Consider the following 17,512-nt stretch of genomic DNA (forward strand, 5'->3'; position numbering starts at 1 on the left):
ACCGAATATAGCTTTTGGCTCGAACATGATGATGTGCCGCATGATGATGCGGCGCCTTCTTGGCGTTGGGGGGATGTCTATGTAGGCGAGCAGAAAGCTGCCCATAGCGTGAAACAAGCGCAACCCGCGACCAAGAAGGAGAGGTACGCGGGTTTTTTGTTTTTTGTAACAGGGTTGCGCAAGTGATCAAAGAGAAATTCAAGCCAACCAAATGGAGGAAAAATGGCTAAGACACAAGGATTAGAGACAATAGCAACACACGCGGGGCAAGTTCCCGATCCGACAACCGGATCACGGGCAGTGCCCCTGTACCAGACAACGTCATATGTTTTTAAAGACACGGACCACGCGGCCAAGCTCTTCGGCTTACAGGAGTTCGGGAATATCTACACCCGGATCATGAACCCGACCACGGATGTTTTTGAGCAGAGAATAGCGGCCATAGAAGGCGGAATCGCCGCCCTGGCCGTATCGTCCGGACAGGCCGCGACGACTTTCGCCCTGCTTAACGTGACGAATATCGGCGACGAGATCGTTTCGGCAGACAACCTATACGGCGGGTCCTACCAGCTGTTGCACTACACGCTGGCTAGCCTGGGGCGGAAAGTCGTCTTTGTGGATTCGACAGAGCCCGAAGCTTTCAAGCGGGCGATAACCGACAAGACCAAGGCCATCTACGCCGAGACAATCGGCAACCCGAGGCTGAACGTGCCTGATTTTGAACCGATTGCCAAGGTCGCGCACGAGGCGGGTATCCCCTTAATCGTCGATAACACCGTCGGCGTAGGCTTGGTTAAACCTCTGGATTATGGCGCGGATATAATCGTGAATTCGGCGACCAAGTATATCGGCGGGCATGGAACGTCCATCGGCGGAGTGATTGTCGATTCGGGCCGCTTTAATTGGGGCAACGGTAAGTTCCCGTCGTACACCGAGCCGGACCCGAGCTATCACGGGCTAAAGTTTTGGGACGTATTCGGAGACCTGCCGGGGGTCGGGAATATCGCCTTTATCATCAGGGCAAGAGTCTTGCTGTTAAGGGATCTGGGATCGGCGGTCAGTCCTTTCAACTCCTGGTTGTTCATCCAGGGTTTGGAGACCCTTCCCTTAAGGCAAGCAAGGCATTCGGAGAACGCTTTAGCGGTCGCCAAGTTTCTTAAAGGACATCCGCTGGTGGAATGGGTTGCTTACCCGGGTCTGGAAGACGACCCGCATCACCTCGTCGCTTCCAAGTACCTAAAGGACGGCTACGGCGGTTTGGTCGGATTCGGCATCAAAGGCGGATTGGAAGCCGGTAAGAAATTCATTGAATCGGTAAAGCTTTTTTCGCATTTGGCCAACATCGGCGATTCGAAGAGCCTGGTGATTCACCCCGCGTCAACGACACACCAACAGCTTACGGCTGACGAGCAAGCTTCAACCGGCGTGACTCCGGATTATATCCGGCTGTCGGTAGGAATCGAAAACATCGAGGACATCAAAGCCGACATCGATCAAGCATTGAAAACGGCCGCGACATAAATCCGGGGAGGATGACGTGAGCGCCAGTATCGGCCTTGTACAAACCGAATACGCGGAGTTCAAAGAGCTCATTGTGGAGAGCGGCCAGCGGCTCGCCCCGGTTACGCTGGCGTACGAGACATACGGTGAGCTGGATGAGGACAAGGCAAACGCCATCCTCATCCAGCATGCCTTCTCAGGCGACGCGCACGCCGCAGGGTGGCATGAAGGAGAGCCAAAGCCGGGTTGGTGGGAGCCAATGATCGGCCCGGGCAAGGCCTTCGACACAAACAAGTATTTTGTTATCTGCTCGAACGTTATCGGAGGCTGCAAAGGAAGCACCGGTCCGTCGTCGGTCAATCCGGCCACGGGACATCCTTACGCACTTTCTTTTCCTGACATAACAATTAACGATATGGCTGCGGCCCAGAAGCTTTTAATCGACTACCTGGGTATTGACAGGCTTCTGGCGGTAGCCGGGGGATCGATGGGTGGCCAACAGGCCTTATCCTGGGTCGCCCGATATCCCGACAGGATCAAAAGCGCCATTCTGATCGCGACGGCGGCCAAGCATTCGCCGCAGCAAATCGCCTTCAACGTTGTCGGCCGTCAGGCGATTCTTACGGATCCTAAGTGGAATAGCGGAAATTACTATGACGGTCCCGGACCGGACGCCGGTTTGGCTTTAGCCAGAATGGTCGGACACATCACTTATATGAGCGCCGATTCCATGGAGGAAAAGTTCGGGCGGAAGACCGGACCGAGATTATCAAACGCGTTTAGCGGGGGCTTCGAGGTCGAAGGCTACCTTGAACACCAAGGAACCAGTTTTGTCGAGCGTTTTGACGCCAATTCGTATCTTTATTTGACCAAGGCAATTGACTCGTACGACGTATCCGGCGGACGTCCGCTGGCCGACGTTTTCAAGGGCGTTGAGGCGAGCCTTCTGGTGCTGGCGTTCAAGTCGGACTGGCTTTACCCGGCTGAACAATCACGGGAAATCGTCAAGGCATGCAAGCGGGCCGGTGTCAAAACTACATTCGTTGAGTTGAACTCAACCTACGGGCACGACGCTTTTTTGGTAGAGGTTGAAGAGGAGACACAGGTCGTGGAGCATTTCCTGGAGAGAATCAATCATGATAACCACTGAGATCGGCCTAAAAGAAGAAATCATAAGCTCTTGGGTTAAGACCGGTTCAACGGTCCTCGAACTTGGCTGCGGCAACGGCGTATTGCTAAACAAACTGAAATCAGAGCGCGGTGCCGTAGTCCACGGTATCGAGATAGACGACTCGAGTGTGCGCGAATGCGTCCGAATAGGACTGGATGTGTTACACGAATCCGCCGACGGCGCGCTGGCTGATTACAGTGACAACACGTTCGATTACGTAATATTTAACGACAGCATGCAGCGAGTCGTTAACAAACCCGACGAAGTGCTTGTAGAAGCGCTGCGCGTGGGCAAACGCATAATCGTTACGGTTCCGAATTTCGCGCACATCAAGGCCCGTTCGCAAATATTCTTTCTGGGTCGCACGCCGGTAACCGCTTCCTTGCCTTATGAGTGGTACAACACACCCAACCTGCATTTCTTAAGCATCGCCGATATACTCGCGTACTTTCGCAAGAAAGACATCAAGCTGGAAGCGGTGTCATTCATCAGCGGCAACCGGTTGGTGAAAGCTTTTCCGAATCTGAGGGCGTTAACAGGCGTGTTCTTGATTTCAAAATAGCCGAGACCGTTCCCGATGGCTATAATGTTTATGCGAGCCACACGGGAGGTACGGAATGGCTATTACGAAAACATACGAAGAGATTAACGCGAAGATTAAACGCGGTCAGGCTGTTGTCGTTACGGCTGAGGAAATCATCGACGTCATTAAGGAAAAGGGCGTCGATAAGACGTTAAAGGAAGTCGACGTCGTGACGACCGGAACGTTTGGCCCGATGTGTTCGTCGGGGGCGTTTCTTAACGTCGGACACCCGACGCCGCGGATCAAGATTCAGCACGCGACCTTGAACGACGTCCCCGCATACGGCGGAATCGCGGCGGTTGACTTGTTCATCGGCGCGACCGAGCTGCCGGCCGACGATCCTTTGAATCGCGTTCACCCTGGTGACTTCAAGTATGGCGGAGGCCACGTCATCGAGGACCTGGTCGCGGGGAAAGACGTAGCGCTGAAGGCGACGGGGTATGGCACTGACTGCTATCCGCGCAAGAAGCTTGAGACTCTGATAAACATCAAAGACATTAACGAGGCGATCCTGATGAACATCAGGAACGGTTATCAGAACTACAACTGTGCTGTCAACCTATCCGACAAGATAATATACACGTACATGGGTGTTCTGAAGGCGCAGCTCGGCAACGCGCACTATAGCACGTCCGGCCAGCTATCGCCGCTTTTCAACGACCCTCTATATAAGATAATCGGCATAGGCACGCGCATTTTCTTAGGCGGCGGCGAAGGCTACGTGGTTTGGCAAGGGACGCAGCATAATCCCAAAGTAGCCCGGACAGATAAGGGGGCTCCAAAGGGAGGCGCCGGCACGCTGTCCGTCCTCGGTGATTTGAAGAAGATGAAACCACAATGGCTGCGCGGCACCTCGTTCCAGGGCTACGGAGCGACTCTAACGGTAGGCTTGGGCGTGCCGATTCCTCTGTTAAACGAGGAAATCCTGGAGTATGTGGCCGTGAAGGACGCCGATCTGGTTACCCAGATCATCGACTACTCGTATGACTATCCCAACGGGATCAGCCGCTCGCTCGGCGAGGTCACCTACGCCCAGCTGAGGAGCGGAGAGATCGAGGTCGAGGGCAAGAAGGTCCCGACGGCCAGCGTCAGTTCATACTTCAAGGCCAGGGAAATCGCCGAAGAGCTGAAGGCCTGGATAAAGGCGGGGCAGTTTGAGCTGGGACGACCGGTCCAATTACTGCCAGGGCCGGATACGGCCGATACGATCAAGCCTCTGCGCGAGCGCAAGCTGACGGAGGAAGGATAAGCCATGGTTACAAAACGACTTGTCCTGCATTTTCCGCACCGTCTTGTTGACAGACCGATCGTATACAAGCTGATCAAAGACTATGACCTGGTCATGAACATCCTAAAAGCCTCGATCACGCCGAACGAAGAAGGATTTATGGTCATCGAGCTTCAAGGTGAGAAAGACAAATTCGCCGAGGGTATTAAGTATCTGGAAGAGTCGGGTGTAGTAATCGATCCGATTGGCCGGGACGTTAAGCGCAATGACGAACGCTGCACTTCCTGCGGCGCTTGCGTGACGATTTGTCCAACCGACGCGTTGACTTACGAACCGGTGACTCGTCAAGTTGTTTTCAACGATGAAAAATGTATCGCTTGTGAGATCTGCGTCAAGACGTGTCCGCTGGGCGCGATGGAGGTGCATTTTTAATCAACTACCCGTTTAAGCCGCACGGGCTGGCAACCGCGATAGGGAGTTTTCCTTACCACGACGCTCGTAAGGCTCTTGACCTGATATTTAAATACATACCGGGCGCGCCGTGCTGGCCGCAGCTGCCGCAGCGAGCGCCGGAAGAAGACATGATCGCCCAGTTTATCGAGGGCTTGCCCGGCGTTGTCTGGATCGGCAAAGAGCGCCGGCTGTTTTTCAACACCGAAGGCCCGGTTTTTGACGAGGGCATTGTGCACTTCTATGAAAAGTACCTGGCCTTCACTGACGACAACAACGCGGACCTTCTGGAAGAGTTCGCGATAACCCAGAAGCACTCCGCGGGCTTTTACGCTTACCAAGAGAAGCTTTGGTTCACCGACGACATGGAACCGATCAAGTATTTAAAAGGCCACGTAACGGGTCCGGTAACGTTTGGGTTGGGTCTTCCGGATCAGACTGGTAAAGCGTCTTTCTATAGCGAACAACTGCGCGATATGATTGTCAAGAATCTGGCGATGAAAGCCAGGTGGCAGATCGATAGACTATCCGAATTCGGCAAGAAATGCATCATCTTCATTGATGAACCGGTTCTGGCTTCATTCGGCTCGTCAGCAATGATCAGCGTGTCCAGGGAGCAGGTTGTTAAGAGCTTGACCGAAGTGGTAGAGGCCATTCACGCCGCCGAAGGCATAGCCGGAATACACTGCTGCGGCAACACCGACTGGTCTATGGTGTTGGAAACACCGGCGGATATCTTAAGTCTGGACGCCTATGCTTACGGTGAAAGTCTGTTTCTGTATCCGGACGAACTGAGAGCGTTTATCCTTCGTGGCGGAACGATTGCCTGGGGGATGGTTCCGACCAGCGAGCAGGCTACAACGGAAAGCGCGGAGGCGTTGGTCTTCCGCTACGAGGGTTTCCTAAACCAAATGGCTACCTTAGGTTTTTCTCAGGAAACGTTACGCGTGGCGACGATGTTTACCCCAAGCTGTGGGACGGGCTCGCTTAGCGAGGACCTAACGGAGAGTGTGCTGGCCACGCTTAGCGCGGTATCGCATCAGTTTACAGGGAGCTAGGCGTGTCTAAAAGGGTTCTAATGGTCGTGGCTCATGAAACATTCAGGGACGAGGAGTACGAGAAGCCGCGCCGCGTTCTAGAGTCGGGAGGCGTTGAAGTAACCGTTGCCAGTTCTTCGTTAGGCGAGGCAACAGGGAGGTTCGGCCTCAAAGCCCCGATCGACATACTGGTCAAGGAGGCCGTTGAGGCCGATTATGACGCGATTATCTATGTCGGCGGCGGCGGCGCCAGGGAGTTCTTTGACGACCCGGCAGCCCATAAACTAGCGCGAGATTTCAATTCGGCCGGCAAAGTCATAGCCGCAATTTGTATCGGCCCGCATACTCCGGCTGCGGCCGGTGTTCTGGTAGGCAAGCGCGCGACATGTTTTCCCAGCGAGAAAGACGCTCTGACAAGATACGGCGCAGAGTATACGGGAGCGCCCGTCGAGGTTGACGGCAATGTGATAACCGCCGACGGACCGGAAGCGGCTGAAGAATTCGGAAAAGCGGTGCTGGGGGCGATAACCTGATATGGAGTGTAAAAAAGACACGAACATAGCGGGCTGTAACTGTTCTTATCCGGGATGCGAGCGCCACGGAGTTTGCTGCGATTGTGTAAGGTATCATCGCAAACGGGAAGAACTTCCCGCTTGTTTCTTCACTGACGCGGTGGAACGCGAATATGACCGCTCGATAGAACGGTTCATCAAGGAAAACTCATAGAAGGGGAAGAGCATGCCGCCTGAACCAAAACCGGTTGTGACAGACACAATCGGGAAAACACCGTTAGTCAAGATAAACGCTCTATTTAATAAACCCGGCGTCAGCATCTACGCCAAACTGGAGGGCCATAATCCCGGCGGCAGCGTCAAGGACCGCATCGCCGCTACGATGATCGATGAGGCCGAACGAGCCGGGTTGCTAAAGATCGGGATTACCATACTGGAGCCGACCAGCGGCAATACAGGCATCGGTCTAGCCATGGTCGCGGCTGTTAAGGGCTATAAGCTGAAGATAATCATGCCTGATAGCATGAGCCTGGAGCGGCGGAAGATTCTCAAGGCTTTTGGCGCGGAGCTTTTCTTGACGCCTGGCGACCTGGGGATGACCGGGGCGATCGAGACGGCGGAAGAGATGTCGAAAGACCCCGCTTATTACATGCCGAACCAGTTCGCCAACCCGGCCAACGTCAAGGCTCATTACGAGGGGACAGGGCCAGAGCTTCTGAATCAACTGGGTAAGATAGATGTGTTTGTAGCCGGAATCGGAACCGGAGGGACGGTTACGGGAGTCGGCCGGCGGTTTAAGCAAGACAGCCCAGCGACGAAGATCATTGCCGTAGAGCCCGGGTCAGGCACGAAGATTCAAGGGCTGAAATGCTTGAGCGACGGATACGTGCCGCCCATTATTGATTTCACGGTGATAGACGAGAAGGTGCCCATTACCGACGAGGAAGCGTTCGCGTTTGCCAAACGTCTGATGAAAGAGGAAGGATTATCCGTCGGCATTTCCTCGGGAGCGGCGATGGCTGAAGCCGTCCGGCAGGCGGAGAAGCTGGAACAAGGAACTGTCGCCGTTATCCTGCCTGATCGGGCCGACCGGTACGTCAGCACCGAGTTATTCGACTAGAGCGGAGGATGCTATGGGCGACGAAGACCTGATATGGGGGACTTCAGAGGAACTTGAAGGCGCGATCGAGAACCTCAAGCATAACCATCCCGGCTGGTCTCAGCATATCTTTCTCCTATACGCGTTGTATGTTTTCAGGGAGCTTGACTACGCCTGGCGGCAGGGACACCTCGACAACCTGACCGATGACATGACGACTTCTTGTCTCGAGGCTCTCAAGAAAGCGCCGCCGCCGCCCAACATTCCGCTTGACGTTCAGGGCTTACAGCTGGCGGCAATCGGCGAAGAAGGCGAATACGACACGATCGATGTGCGTTATATGGGCAATCGCAGGCAAGGCGGCGAGGGTCCAGGCGAAACGATCACGTATCTAAAGTTCATACGGTACCGGTTTGAACACGCCACGGACGCGGCGACAGGGATGGCAGAAACCTGCCCGAGATGCGGCGGCCGCATTGACCCCACAGCCGATTGGATTTGCCATTATTGCGACCAAAAGGTTAACGAGCAGTCCTCCGGCTGGTTGGTCCAGAAGGTCATGGACCAGGGGAATTATGTTCCTTGAGGTTTTATCGTACATTATTGCCGGCTTCGGGCTCGGGCTGGCCACAGCCGTTATTCCCGGCCCCATCTTTGTGCTCCTGATCGTAGAGACCCTGAAATACGGCTGGCGCGCAGGAGCCGCCGTTGCGGCCGGCCCGGTGCTCGTAGACGCTTTTGTTATGCTTCCCATGGCTTTGATCCTTCAAGGACTGCTGACATCCAAGCCCCTTCAGGTAACTTTTGCTTTGGCCGGTATGGTTTTTCTGCTCTATCTGGGCGGAAATATGATAATGTCCGCGCTGGGCGGCGGTGAACTTGAGGATTTGCGCGGGGTTACTGCGGTCAGCCCGGCGCTGTCGTTCAAACGCGCCCTGACAGCGCAATTGTTAAGCCCGATGGCGTACGCCTTTTGGGCAACGGCTGGGGCGGTATTGGTCAGAAAGGCGTTCGAGAACGGCGGCCTGATATCAGCTATAGTATTTCCGGCCGCTTTTTGGGTGGGAACATTGACCGTCGCCATTATTCTGATTGGCACGACGGCCGCTGGAAGAGATACTCTTAAGAGCGGCGTCTACCGGGCGGTTGTCGCGATCGGCGGCGTAGCGATGGCAGGATTCGGAGTCTATATCGCCGCCCGCGTCGTCTTTGAATGAGGCTTAAGTTTTGATATACGAACCCAGATGGTACAGGGAATCCATGAAGACGCCGGGTCTGGTCTCACGCGAGGTTGTCGTGAGGGAGACCGATCTGTTTGTGGTTGGCGAGACAGACTTAAGCGGCGCGGCTAGGAGAGCCGTTAGCGAGGCGAGAAGGGATATCGAGAGTTTCATCGCCGCGCACTCGCTTTTTGCCAAAACTCATAAACCTTATAGCGTCCCGGAGTCGGCGCCGGATATCGTAAAGCGCATGTCGGCTGCCGGAGCCGCCGCCGGCGTCGGTCCGATGGCCGCGGTCGCAGGAGCGATAGCCGAGTTTGTCGGCCGGGCCTGCCTAAACGAAAGCCCTCAGGTAATCGTGGAGAACGGCGGCGATGTCTTTATCGTGACAAAAGCGCCGCGGCGAATGGCTGTCTACGCGGGAGAATCGCCGCTTAGCGAACAACTGGTTCTGGTAATCCAACCCGACCAGACGCCTCTCGGCGTTTGCACGTCTTCCGGCACCGTCGGCCACAGCTTAAGCTTCGGCGCGGCCGACGCCGCGGTAGCCATATCCCCCGACGCCGCTCTGGCCGACGCCTGGGCAACCCAATTGGGCAACCTGGTCCATACTCAAGACGACCTGGAAGAAGCCATTGAGGCGGCTAAAAACGCCGCCGGTTTGACAGGCGCGATCATCATTAAAGAAGATAAAATGGCTGCCTGGGGAGACATAGAACTCGAACCCCTAAAATAGCTCACTCGGGTCAGATAAATAGACTCGCATGCAGCTCGCGGCCGAGCATCGTTAGTGCATTGGGGTCAGGCCCTTTCTTCTTATGCGATAGGGCCTGACCCCGTGTTTCAAGTCGCCTCGCCGAGCAAACAATGCTCTCCGCTCGATTCGCGGAACGTCCGCACGCTCGATCATATTTATGGCTGACCCTCAAAAAGAAAAGCCCCCTGGACTGGCGTCCCACCCCACCCTGGCGATTGGCGCAAGCGGAAGGCGTCTTCAAGCGCCCAGCCGCCTTATTAAAAGCTGAAAGAAGGAAACCCAGGGTCGAGGCTCCCGCCCACCCTCAATCTAGACTCGCGGATAAGGGGGCTCGACTAAAATACTCTTCGACCGAGCGTAGCGAGTGGAGAAGTATCTCTCCATACCTGCCGGCAGGCAGGCCTTAAGGTGAGGGGGTCAAAGTGAGGGTGCTGCTTGCGGCCCAAGGACACATTCTCGAGAATAAGTCCAAGCAGAACGTCATTTCCGCATTTGCGCAAATGACTAGATTCAAGTTATGTCACTCCTGTTCTTTGGAGAACAGGAGTGACGCAGTTCAGGGGCGTTACAGCGCTCTAGAGCGCTGTAACGGTTGCGACCTGTGGGCCCTTCCGATAAGCTGAAAACATGCCAAATCCCGCGGATAGAATCAAGAAGCTCACTGAAATATTGAATCATCACAATTACCGGTATTACGTGTTGGACGAACCCGAAGTGGCCGACGTGGAATACGACCGGTTGATGCGGGAGCTCATCGCCCTGGAAGAGGAACATCCTGATTTAGTGCGACCCGATAGCCCGACGCAAAGGATCGGGGCGCCGCCGGCCGAGGGATTCCAGTCGGTCAAACACCTGGCAAAGATGTACTCTCTGGCCGACGCTTTTGACTTCGACGAGTTAGACGCGTTCTTTGACCGCGTGGCAAAGACGCTGGACGGGGAGAAAGTCTCTTACGTTTGTGAGCTGAAAGTCGACGGGGCGGCCATCGCCTTGACCTACCGCGACGGACTCTACGCCCGCGGCGCGACGCGGGGAGACGGCGAGACGGGAGAAGACATCTCCGGCAACATCAAGACCATACGATCGATACCGATGCGGCTCAATCCAAACGAATCGCCGGCGGTCATTGAAGTTCGTGGCGAAGCCTTCCTTTCAAAAGACCAGTTCGGCAAGTTGAACAAGGAGCGGGCCGAGGCGGAACAGCCGCTGTTTGCCAATCCGCGCAACGCGGCGGCCGGGACTCTTCGCCAGATGGACCCAAAGGTAACGGCCTCGCGAGAACTGGATGCCATCTTCTACGCCATCGGCTATGTAGAAGGCCGTTCTTTCCAGGCCCACTGGGATGTTCTTCAGTTTCTCAAGGAAGCCGGTTTCAAGATCATGCCGCAGGCAAAGCGGATTGCCTCGTCAGACGAAGTAAGGGAATTCATCACCGAATGGGGCGACAAACGGGAGAGCCTGCCTTATGAGATCGACGGAATCGTGATTAAAGTTGACGATTTTGATCAGCAAGAACATCTTGGCTACACCAGCAAGGCCCCGAAATGGGCAATTGCCTATAAATATCCGGCGGAACAACAAGTCACCAAGCTTATCGATATCGCCGTCAGCATCGGCCGGACAGGCGCTCTGACGCCGACGGCGGTGCTTGAACCGGTGCATATTGCCGGCAGCACGGTCAGCCGGGCAACGCTCCACAACGAAGACGAGATTAAGCGGAAAGGCCTGCTCATCGGCGATTATGTGGTGGTACAGAAAGCGGGAGACGTTATTCCTGAAATTGTGGCGCCGGTCGTAAGCCGCCGGACCGGCGGGGAAAAAGAATTTAAGATGCCCGACCACTGTGTTGTCTGTGGAGCGGTCGCGGTCAGACCGGAAGGCGAGGCGGTAACTCGATGCACCAATATTGCCTGCCCGGCGCAAGCTTTGCGGCGGATCGGGCATTTTGCCAGCCGGGGCGCGATGGACATAGAGGGCTTCGGAGAGGTCGTAGCGACAGAGTTGTATAACCTTGGCCTGGTCAAAGACGTAAGTGACATTTACTATGTTAAACGGGACGAGCTTTTAAAGATCGGCCATTTCGCTGATAAAGCGGCGGCCAACTTATCCGATGCCATTGGCAAGTCAAAATCGAAACCGCTGTCCAGCCTCCTGTTCGGTTTGGGAATACGACACGTCGGCAGTCACGTGGCCGACGTGCTGACGAGGCGATATGCGACTATTGACGAGATCGCCGGCGCCTCTGAAGACGAGCTGACGGCGATTCCTGAAGTCGGTCCCCAGATAGCCGACAGCATCACTACTTTCTTCCGGCAACCGGAAAACCTTCGGGTCATCGAGCGCCTAAAGCAAGCAGGTCTGAACATGCGTGAAGAACGGGAGAAAGTTCAGCAGACATTGGCCGGAAAGACATTTGTCCTCACTGGCGGATTGGAATCTCTCACGCGCGAGCGGGCAACCGAATTGATAGAACGTTTGGGCGGCCGGGTGTCTTCCAGCGTGAGCGCCAAAACAGACTATGTGGTCGCGGGGGAAAATCCCGGCAGTAAGCTGGACAAGGCACGGTCTTTATCGGTCCCTGTTATCGGTGAAAGCGAACTCAAGGAACTACTTGGAGAATAGCACCCGGAAGACATGGGGAACGTTCGACGTAATCTGGTCGATGTCAGCCGTGCTGGGCGGGATTTTTATGCTCCAATATATTCGGTTCGGCGCGTCGGCGCTAGGCAACTCCCTCTATCTCACTACAAGTTATCTCTACATATTCTTCGTCGTCCTCGTCTTCACGGTTGTCAAATATGGGAATCGTCTATCAGACCTGGGCTTAAAGCCGCTCAATCCGGCGCGGGCGCTTGCTTTGGCGATCGGTTGGTGGTTCGCGATCCGCGTTGTCATCCTCGTTTATTCGGTCGTTGTGACGACGATTGCCGAACGGTTCGGCGCCAGACCTCCGGCCGAACTGACCAGCCGCGTTCCCGAGCTATTCGGCTCCGGCGCCGTCGGCTTCTTGTTGGCTTGCCTGGTAGCCGTTTTTATCGGCCCCATAGTTGAAGAAATATACTTTCGCGGGTTTATATATCCGGCTTTCAAACGGGCATTAGGACCATGGCCGGCCATGATTCTAAGCGGCGCCGTCTTCGGTGTATTCCATGTCAATCCGTGGCTGATTTTCCCGACTGGCCTGATGGGTGTAATTATGGCGTATCTCTACGAAAAGGAAGGATCCTTGGCCGCCCCGTTTTTTCTGCACGCGTTGAACAACCTAGTGTCGGTTGTTATCGTGTATACTCTCTATGTAAAGTGAGGAAGTGATGGACGTGACGAAAGTGATAATCATCAGACTTACGTTATTCACTTCCATCACCAGTATCACCAGCGTCACCAACGGGGGACACCTTGGCAGATAACATTTCGAAAAAAGACGTTGAACACGTAGCCCTCCTGGCGCGCCTGGAGCTTTCCGAAGAAGAAAAAGAGATCTACACCAGGCAGCTGGGGCAGATTTTGGAGCACGCGGCGAAAATCCAGAAACTGAACACGGCCAAGATCCCGCCGACCGCGCATATCGCGCCGCTAAACAATGTTTTGCGGGACGACAAGGTGGGTAAGTGTCTCTCGAACGAGGAAGCCATGTCCAACGCGCCCAAGCAAGAAGACGGCGGTTTCGTCGTCCCGAAAATCGTCTGAAAAGGTTATGGAATTCTTCGAGTATACCAGCCACGAAGTGCAGAAACTCTTAACCGCGAAGGAAGTCTCCGCGGTGGATGTCGCCAAATCGGTTTATGACAGGATAGCCGAGGTCGAACCCGACGTACACGCCTACGTGACCTTGACCGAAGAGATGGCCTTGGCCGAGGCCAAGGCCATTGACAAGAAAAGGTCGGCCGGCGAGAAACTCGGTCCTCTGGCCGGCGTCCCTGTCGCCGTCAAAGACAATATGGCGACCAAGAGTGTCCTGACGACTTGCTCATCCCGTATCCTAAGCAATCATTTCCCGGTCTACAACGGAACCGTGGTCCAGAAATTGTACGACGCGGGCATCGTGATGACCGGCAAAACCAACATGGACGAGTTCGCCATGGGCAGTTCGACTGAGACTTCGTATTTCGGAACGACCAGGAATCCATGGAATACTGATACCGTACCGGGCGGCAGCAGCGGCGGCAGCGCGGCGGCTGTGGCGGCGGACGAAGCCATTATGGGCATCGGCTCCGACACCGGCGGTAGTATTCGCCAACCGGCCTCGCTGTGCGGCGTGGTCGGCTTGAAGCCGACCTACGGCCTGGTCTCGCGTTATGGCCTTTTCGCTTTCGCGAGTTCGCTTGATCAAATAGGTCCGATCACTAAGGATGTTACCGACTGCGCGATCATGCTGAATGTAATCGCGGGCTACGACGAAAGGGATTCGACTTCGGTCAGGACGAACATCCCCGACTATACGAAATCGCTAAAGACAGATATTAAGGGACTTAAGGTCGGCCTCGTCAAGGAACTTATGGGCGAAGGTATCCAACCGGAGGTCAAGGAGGCGGTTTCCAAAGCGGTAGAGCTGATGGCCTCATTGGGCGCGGAGGTCAGCGAGGTGACTTTGCCCAACGCGGAATACGCCTTAAGCGCCTATTACCTGATCGCTCCGGCCGAGGCCAGCTCCAACCTGGCGCGATACGACGGCGTCAGGTATGGCCACCGGACCACGCGCGACGTCGAGGATATGGTCGACATGTACATGAAAACGCGCGCGGAAGGGTTCGGCGCCGAGGTAAAACGCCGCATCATGCTGGGCACCTATGCCTTAAGCGCCGGCTATTATGAGGCCTATTACGGCCAGGCGCAAAAAATCCGCACCCTGATTATCAACGACTTCGCCAACGCTTTCGAAGGTGTTGACGTGGTCGTTTCGCCTACCAGCCCGACCGTCGCCTTTAAAATAGGCGAGAAAACCGATAATCCCCTGCAGATGTATCTGTCGGACGTCTGCACTATCCCGGTCAACCTAGCCGGTTTGCCCGGTATCAGTTTGCCGTGCGGTTTATCCGGAGGATTGCCGATAGGGCTACAGATCATCGGCAAGCCTTTCGACGAGGCGACGTTGCTGCGGGCGTCGTTTGCCTTTGAGCAGGCCTACCAGTTCAAAGAAAAACCACCTATGGGGTCAGGCCTATGACATTTAAGAAGAAAGGCCTGACCTCTGGGACAAACAGGAATGTGACATGGCGCTAGAGACGGTCATCGGACTGGAAATTCATGTTGAGTTGAATACGGCAAGCAAGATGTTCTGCGGGTGCCCCGTAACGTTCGGTGAGCCGCCCAATACGGCCGTCTGTCCGGTCTGTCTGGGCCATCCCGGTGTTTTGCCGGTCATAAACAAACGTGCGGTCGAATCCGCGGCTATGATCGGTTTGTCCTTGAACTGCGCCATCGCACCGCTAAACCAGTTCGCCAGGAAGAATTACTTCTACCCCGATATGCCGAAGGACTATCAGATCTCTCAATTTGATTTGCCGATTGCCGTCGGCGGCTACCTGGACGTCGGCGACGGCGGAGGGACGCGTCGGATCGGCATAACGCGCGTCCACATGGAAGAAGACACCGGTAAGCTTATACATAAGGGACAAAGCGGACGGATACACGGCGCCGACTACAGTATCGTCGATTTTAACCGGGCCGGCGTCCCGCTGATGGAGATCGTCAGCGAGCCCGACATGCGAAGCTCGGAAGAAGCTCGCGCTTTTATGGTCAAACTGCGGAGCATCCTGCTCGCTTTGGGCATATCCGACTGTAACATGGAAGAGGGAAGCCTGCGCTGCGACGCCAACGTTAGCTTGCGCGAGTTCGGCGAGGCAGGACTGGGCGTTAAGACCGAGGTCAAGAACATGAACTCTTTTCGGGCGTTAAGGAAAGCCCTGGAATACGAAATCGCCCGCCAGACCAAAATGATTGCCGCCGGTGACAGGATCATTCAGGAAACGCGGCACTGGGACGACGCGGGAGGCGTAACGATCTCTCTCCGCAGTAAGGAAGAGGCGCACGATTACAGGTATTTCCCCGACCCCGACCTCGTCAACATTTTGATGAACGAGGACGAGGTCGCCAAGCTTAAAGCCGCTTTGCCGGAACTGCCCGACGCACGGGCGGAACGCCTGGCGCGCGACTTCAGCTTGGAAACAGACGAGGCGAAAGTTCTGGCTCTGAATAAGCCCCTTGGCGATTTCTTTGAGGAAGCCGTTGCCGGCGGTTCGGACGCTAAGAAAGCCGTCAACTGGCTCCTTCACGAGGTCTCGGCCGCGCTTAACCAAACCGACGCAGAGATCGACGAGACGGCTTTCACGCCGCGGCATCTGGTCGATCTTTTGAAGCTTCTCGACAAGGGCACGATTTCCGGCAAGATGGCCAAGGATATTTTTAAGGAAAGCTTCGAAACCGGCAAGCTGCCTTCGGTTATCGTCGAGGAAAAGGGCCATGTACAGATAACCGACGAGGACGCCTTAACCAAAATTATAGACCAGGTCATTGCCGAGAATCCAAAAGCAGTCGAAGATTTTCGGGGCGGCCAGGCCAGAGCGGTCGGCTTTCTGGTCGGCAACGTAATGAGGTTGACACAAGGCAAGGCTAGCCCCGACCTGGTCAACAAGATACTAAAAGAACGCCTCGCTTAAGCCTTAAGGACAACCACGTCAAGTTGCGAATTGCGCCTGGCTAAATTAAACTATAAAGATGTTCTTGAGAAAAAACTCACTTTAAAATCCCGCTTCAACCAGGAGGGACCTGATTTGACTGACTTCGAAAACGAGATTACTTTAACCGGCATGGACTTGGGCGCTAAGGTCGCGGCCCGTCAGATTAAGATTGACGATACGACGCTTCGCGACGGCGAACAAACCGCGGGAGTCGTCTTTTCTAACAAGGAAAAGATTGAGATTGCCAGGCTGCTCGGCGAACTTGGCGTTCACCAGATCGAGGCGGGCATCCCGGCGATGGGCGGCGACGAAGCCGAGACCATAAAGAAGATTGCGAGCATGGGGTTGCCGTGCAGTGTTCTGGCCTGGAACCGGACGGTTATCGCCGACATCCAGAAATCGATCGACTGCGGCGTAGACGCTGTCGCGGTGTCGGTTCCGACATCCGATATCCACATCGAACACAAACTAAAAAAAAGCCGGGATTGGGTGCTGGAGAGCGTCAAGGAATCCGTTGATTTCGCCAAGAAAAATAAATTATACGTGTCCGTCAATATGGAAGACGCCAGTCGCAGCGACGTCGCCTACCTTTTGGAATTCTGTCAGACGGCTAAGAATGCCGGCGCCGACCGCGTTCGCTTCTGCGACACGCTGGGCATTCTTGACCCCTTTCAAACATACCAGGTCATCAAGCATTTATATGAAAATGCCGGCATAGAGATAGAGATGCACACCCACAACGATTTCGGGATGGCAACCGCCAACGCTTTGGCTGGCTTAAGAGCCGGGGCGACCTACGTCAATACGACTGTGAACGGCCTGGGCGAGCGCGCCGGCAACGCCGCTCTGGAAGAGGTGGTCATGGCCCTGAAAGTCATCGAGAAAATCGACCTTGGTATGAAGACGCAGATGTTCAGGCGAGTCTCCGAATACGTCGCCGAGGCTTCAAGCCGAACCGTACCGATCTGGAAGGCCATCGTCGGGACTAATTGTTTCGCCCACGAGTCAGGCATCCACGCCGACGGCGTTATCAAGAACCCGCTCAACTATGAGCCATATGCGCCGGAGGAAGTCGGCCTGGAGCGCCAGATCGTCATTGGCAAGCATTCCGGCTCTCGGGCCATTATCGCCAAGTTCAATGAGTATGGGATAGATATCTCTCAGCAGGATGCTGACTGTATTCTAGAACAAGTCCGCAAGAAAGCCCTCGAAGTAAAGCGGGCGCTGTTCGACAAGGAGCTCGTCCAGCTATACAAAAACTACTGCGAGCTGAAGTAG

Annotated in this window: 18 protein-coding genes; all 18 read left to right on the forward strand. The window is 55.1% G+C overall.

All coding sequences use genetic code 11. The annotated features are described in order from the left end of the window. The first annotated feature begins 222 nt into the window (after positions 1 to 222). The 18 genes from WC891_05235 (at position 223) to nifV (ending at position 17,512) form a co-directional block, all read left to right on the forward strand. Positions 223 to 1,521 (forward strand): O-acetylhomoserine aminocarboxypropyltransferase/cysteine synthase, encoded by a 1,299-nt coding sequence (locus WC891_05235; protein MFA5867350.1) that lies wholly within the window; start codon positions 223 to 225, stop codon positions 1,519 to 1,521. 16 nt (positions 1,522 to 1,537) lie between these two features. Continuing rightward, positions 1,538 to 2,650 (forward strand): homoserine O-acetyltransferase, encoded by a 1,113-nt coding sequence (locus tag WC891_05240; protein ID MFA5867351.1) that lies wholly within the window; start codon positions 1,538 to 1,540, stop codon positions 2,648 to 2,650. Continuing rightward, the gene (gene metW / locus WC891_05245; protein MFA5867352.1) at positions 2,637 to 3,233 is read left to right on the forward strand and encodes a methionine biosynthesis protein MetW; all 597 of its coding nucleotides are present in this window, start codon (positions 2,637 to 2,639) and stop codon (positions 3,231 to 3,233) included. Before WC891_05240 ends, metW begins: the two co-directional genes overlap by 14 nt. 55 nt (positions 3,234 to 3,288) lie before the next feature. After that, a complete protein-coding gene (locus WC891_05250) occupies positions 3,289 to 4,503 on the forward strand; it encodes a homocysteine biosynthesis protein (protein MFA5867353.1) in 1,215 nt (404 codons plus the stop codon). Between the two features lie 3 nt (positions 4,504 to 4,506). Further along, complete coding sequence (locus tag WC891_05255; protein MFA5867354.1) at positions 4,507 to 4,914, forward strand: NIL domain-containing protein; 408 nt, start codon at positions 4,507 to 4,509, stop codon at positions 4,912 to 4,914. Continuing rightward, on the forward strand, positions 4,881 to 5,990 hold the full coding sequence (locus WC891_05260; protein ID MFA5867355.1) for a methionine synthase: 1,110 nt from the start codon (positions 4,881 to 4,883) through the stop codon (positions 5,988 to 5,990). The genes WC891_05255 and WC891_05260 overlap by 34 nt, the downstream gene beginning before the upstream one ends. A gap of 2 nt (positions 5,991 to 5,992) precedes the next feature. Next, positions 5,993 to 6,502 (forward strand): DJ-1/PfpI family protein, encoded by a 510-nt coding sequence (locus tag WC891_05265; GenBank protein MFA5867356.1) that lies wholly within the window; start codon positions 5,993 to 5,995, stop codon positions 6,500 to 6,502. A gap of 1 nt (position 6,503) precedes the next feature. Continuing rightward, positions 6,504 to 6,695 carry a DUF6485 family protein gene (locus WC891_05270; GenBank protein ID MFA5867357.1) on the forward strand — a complete coding sequence of 64 codons (192 nt, stop codon included), beginning with the start codon at positions 6,504 to 6,506 and terminating at the stop codon, positions 6,693 to 6,695. 12 nt (positions 6,696 to 6,707) lie between these two features. After that, a complete protein-coding gene (locus tag WC891_05275) occupies positions 6,708 to 7,601 on the forward strand; it encodes a cysteine synthase family protein (protein ID MFA5867358.1) in 894 nt (297 codons plus the stop codon). A 13-nt stretch (positions 7,602 to 7,614) separates the two neighbouring features. Continuing rightward, positions 7,615 to 8,166 (forward strand): hypothetical protein, encoded by a 552-nt coding sequence (locus tag WC891_05280; GenBank protein ID MFA5867359.1) that lies wholly within the window; start codon positions 7,615 to 7,617, stop codon positions 8,164 to 8,166. After that, positions 8,156 to 8,797, forward strand: coding sequence for a LysE family transporter (locus tag WC891_05285; protein ID MFA5867360.1), 642 nt, complete (start codon positions 8,156 to 8,158; stop codon positions 8,795 to 8,797). Before WC891_05280 ends, WC891_05285 begins: the two co-directional genes overlap by 11 nt. 10 nt (positions 8,798 to 8,807) lie before the next feature. Then, positions 8,808 to 9,536 carry a UPF0280 family protein gene (locus WC891_05290; GenBank protein MFA5867361.1) on the forward strand — a complete coding sequence of 243 codons (729 nt, stop codon included), beginning with the start codon at positions 8,808 to 8,810 and terminating at the stop codon, positions 9,534 to 9,536. Positions 9,537 to 10,184: 648 nt separating this feature from the next. Further along, a complete protein-coding gene (gene ligA, locus WC891_05295) occupies positions 10,185 to 12,179 on the forward strand; it encodes an NAD-dependent DNA ligase LigA (GenBank protein ID MFA5867362.1) in 1,995 nt (664 codons plus the stop codon). Beyond that, positions 12,169 to 12,861, forward strand: a complete 693-nt coding sequence (locus tag WC891_05300) for a type II CAAX endopeptidase family protein (protein ID MFA5867363.1) — start codon at positions 12,169 to 12,171, stop codon at positions 12,859 to 12,861. Before ligA ends, WC891_05300 begins: the two co-directional genes overlap by 11 nt. A 92-nt stretch (positions 12,862 to 12,953) precedes the next feature. Beyond that, entirely contained in the window at positions 12,954 to 13,244 is a 291-nt protein-coding gene (gene gatC, locus WC891_05305; GenBank protein MFA5867364.1) for an Asp-tRNA(Asn)/Glu-tRNA(Gln) amidotransferase subunit GatC, read from the forward strand. 7 nt (positions 13,245 to 13,251) lie between these two features. After that, positions 13,252 to 14,721 carry an Asp-tRNA(Asn)/Glu-tRNA(Gln) amidotransferase subunit GatA gene (gene gatA / locus WC891_05310; GenBank protein MFA5867365.1) on the forward strand — a complete coding sequence of 490 codons (1,470 nt, stop codon included), beginning with the start codon at positions 13,252 to 13,254 and terminating at the stop codon, positions 14,719 to 14,721. Between the two features lie 46 nt (positions 14,722 to 14,767). Beyond that, complete coding sequence (gatB, locus tag WC891_05315) at positions 14,768 to 16,213, forward strand: Asp-tRNA(Asn)/Glu-tRNA(Gln) amidotransferase subunit GatB (GenBank protein MFA5867366.1); 1,446 nt, start codon at positions 14,768 to 14,770, stop codon at positions 16,211 to 16,213. A gap of 150 nt (positions 16,214 to 16,363) precedes the next feature. Continuing rightward, a complete protein-coding gene (gene nifV, locus WC891_05320) occupies positions 16,364 to 17,512 on the forward strand; it encodes a homocitrate synthase (protein ID MFA5867367.1) in 1,149 nt (382 codons plus the stop codon).

The organism is Actinomycetota bacterium (assembly GCA_041658625.1).
Taxonomy (GTDB): Bacteria; Actinomycetota; JAHEXW01; order JAHEXW01; family JAHEXW01; genus JBAZZW01.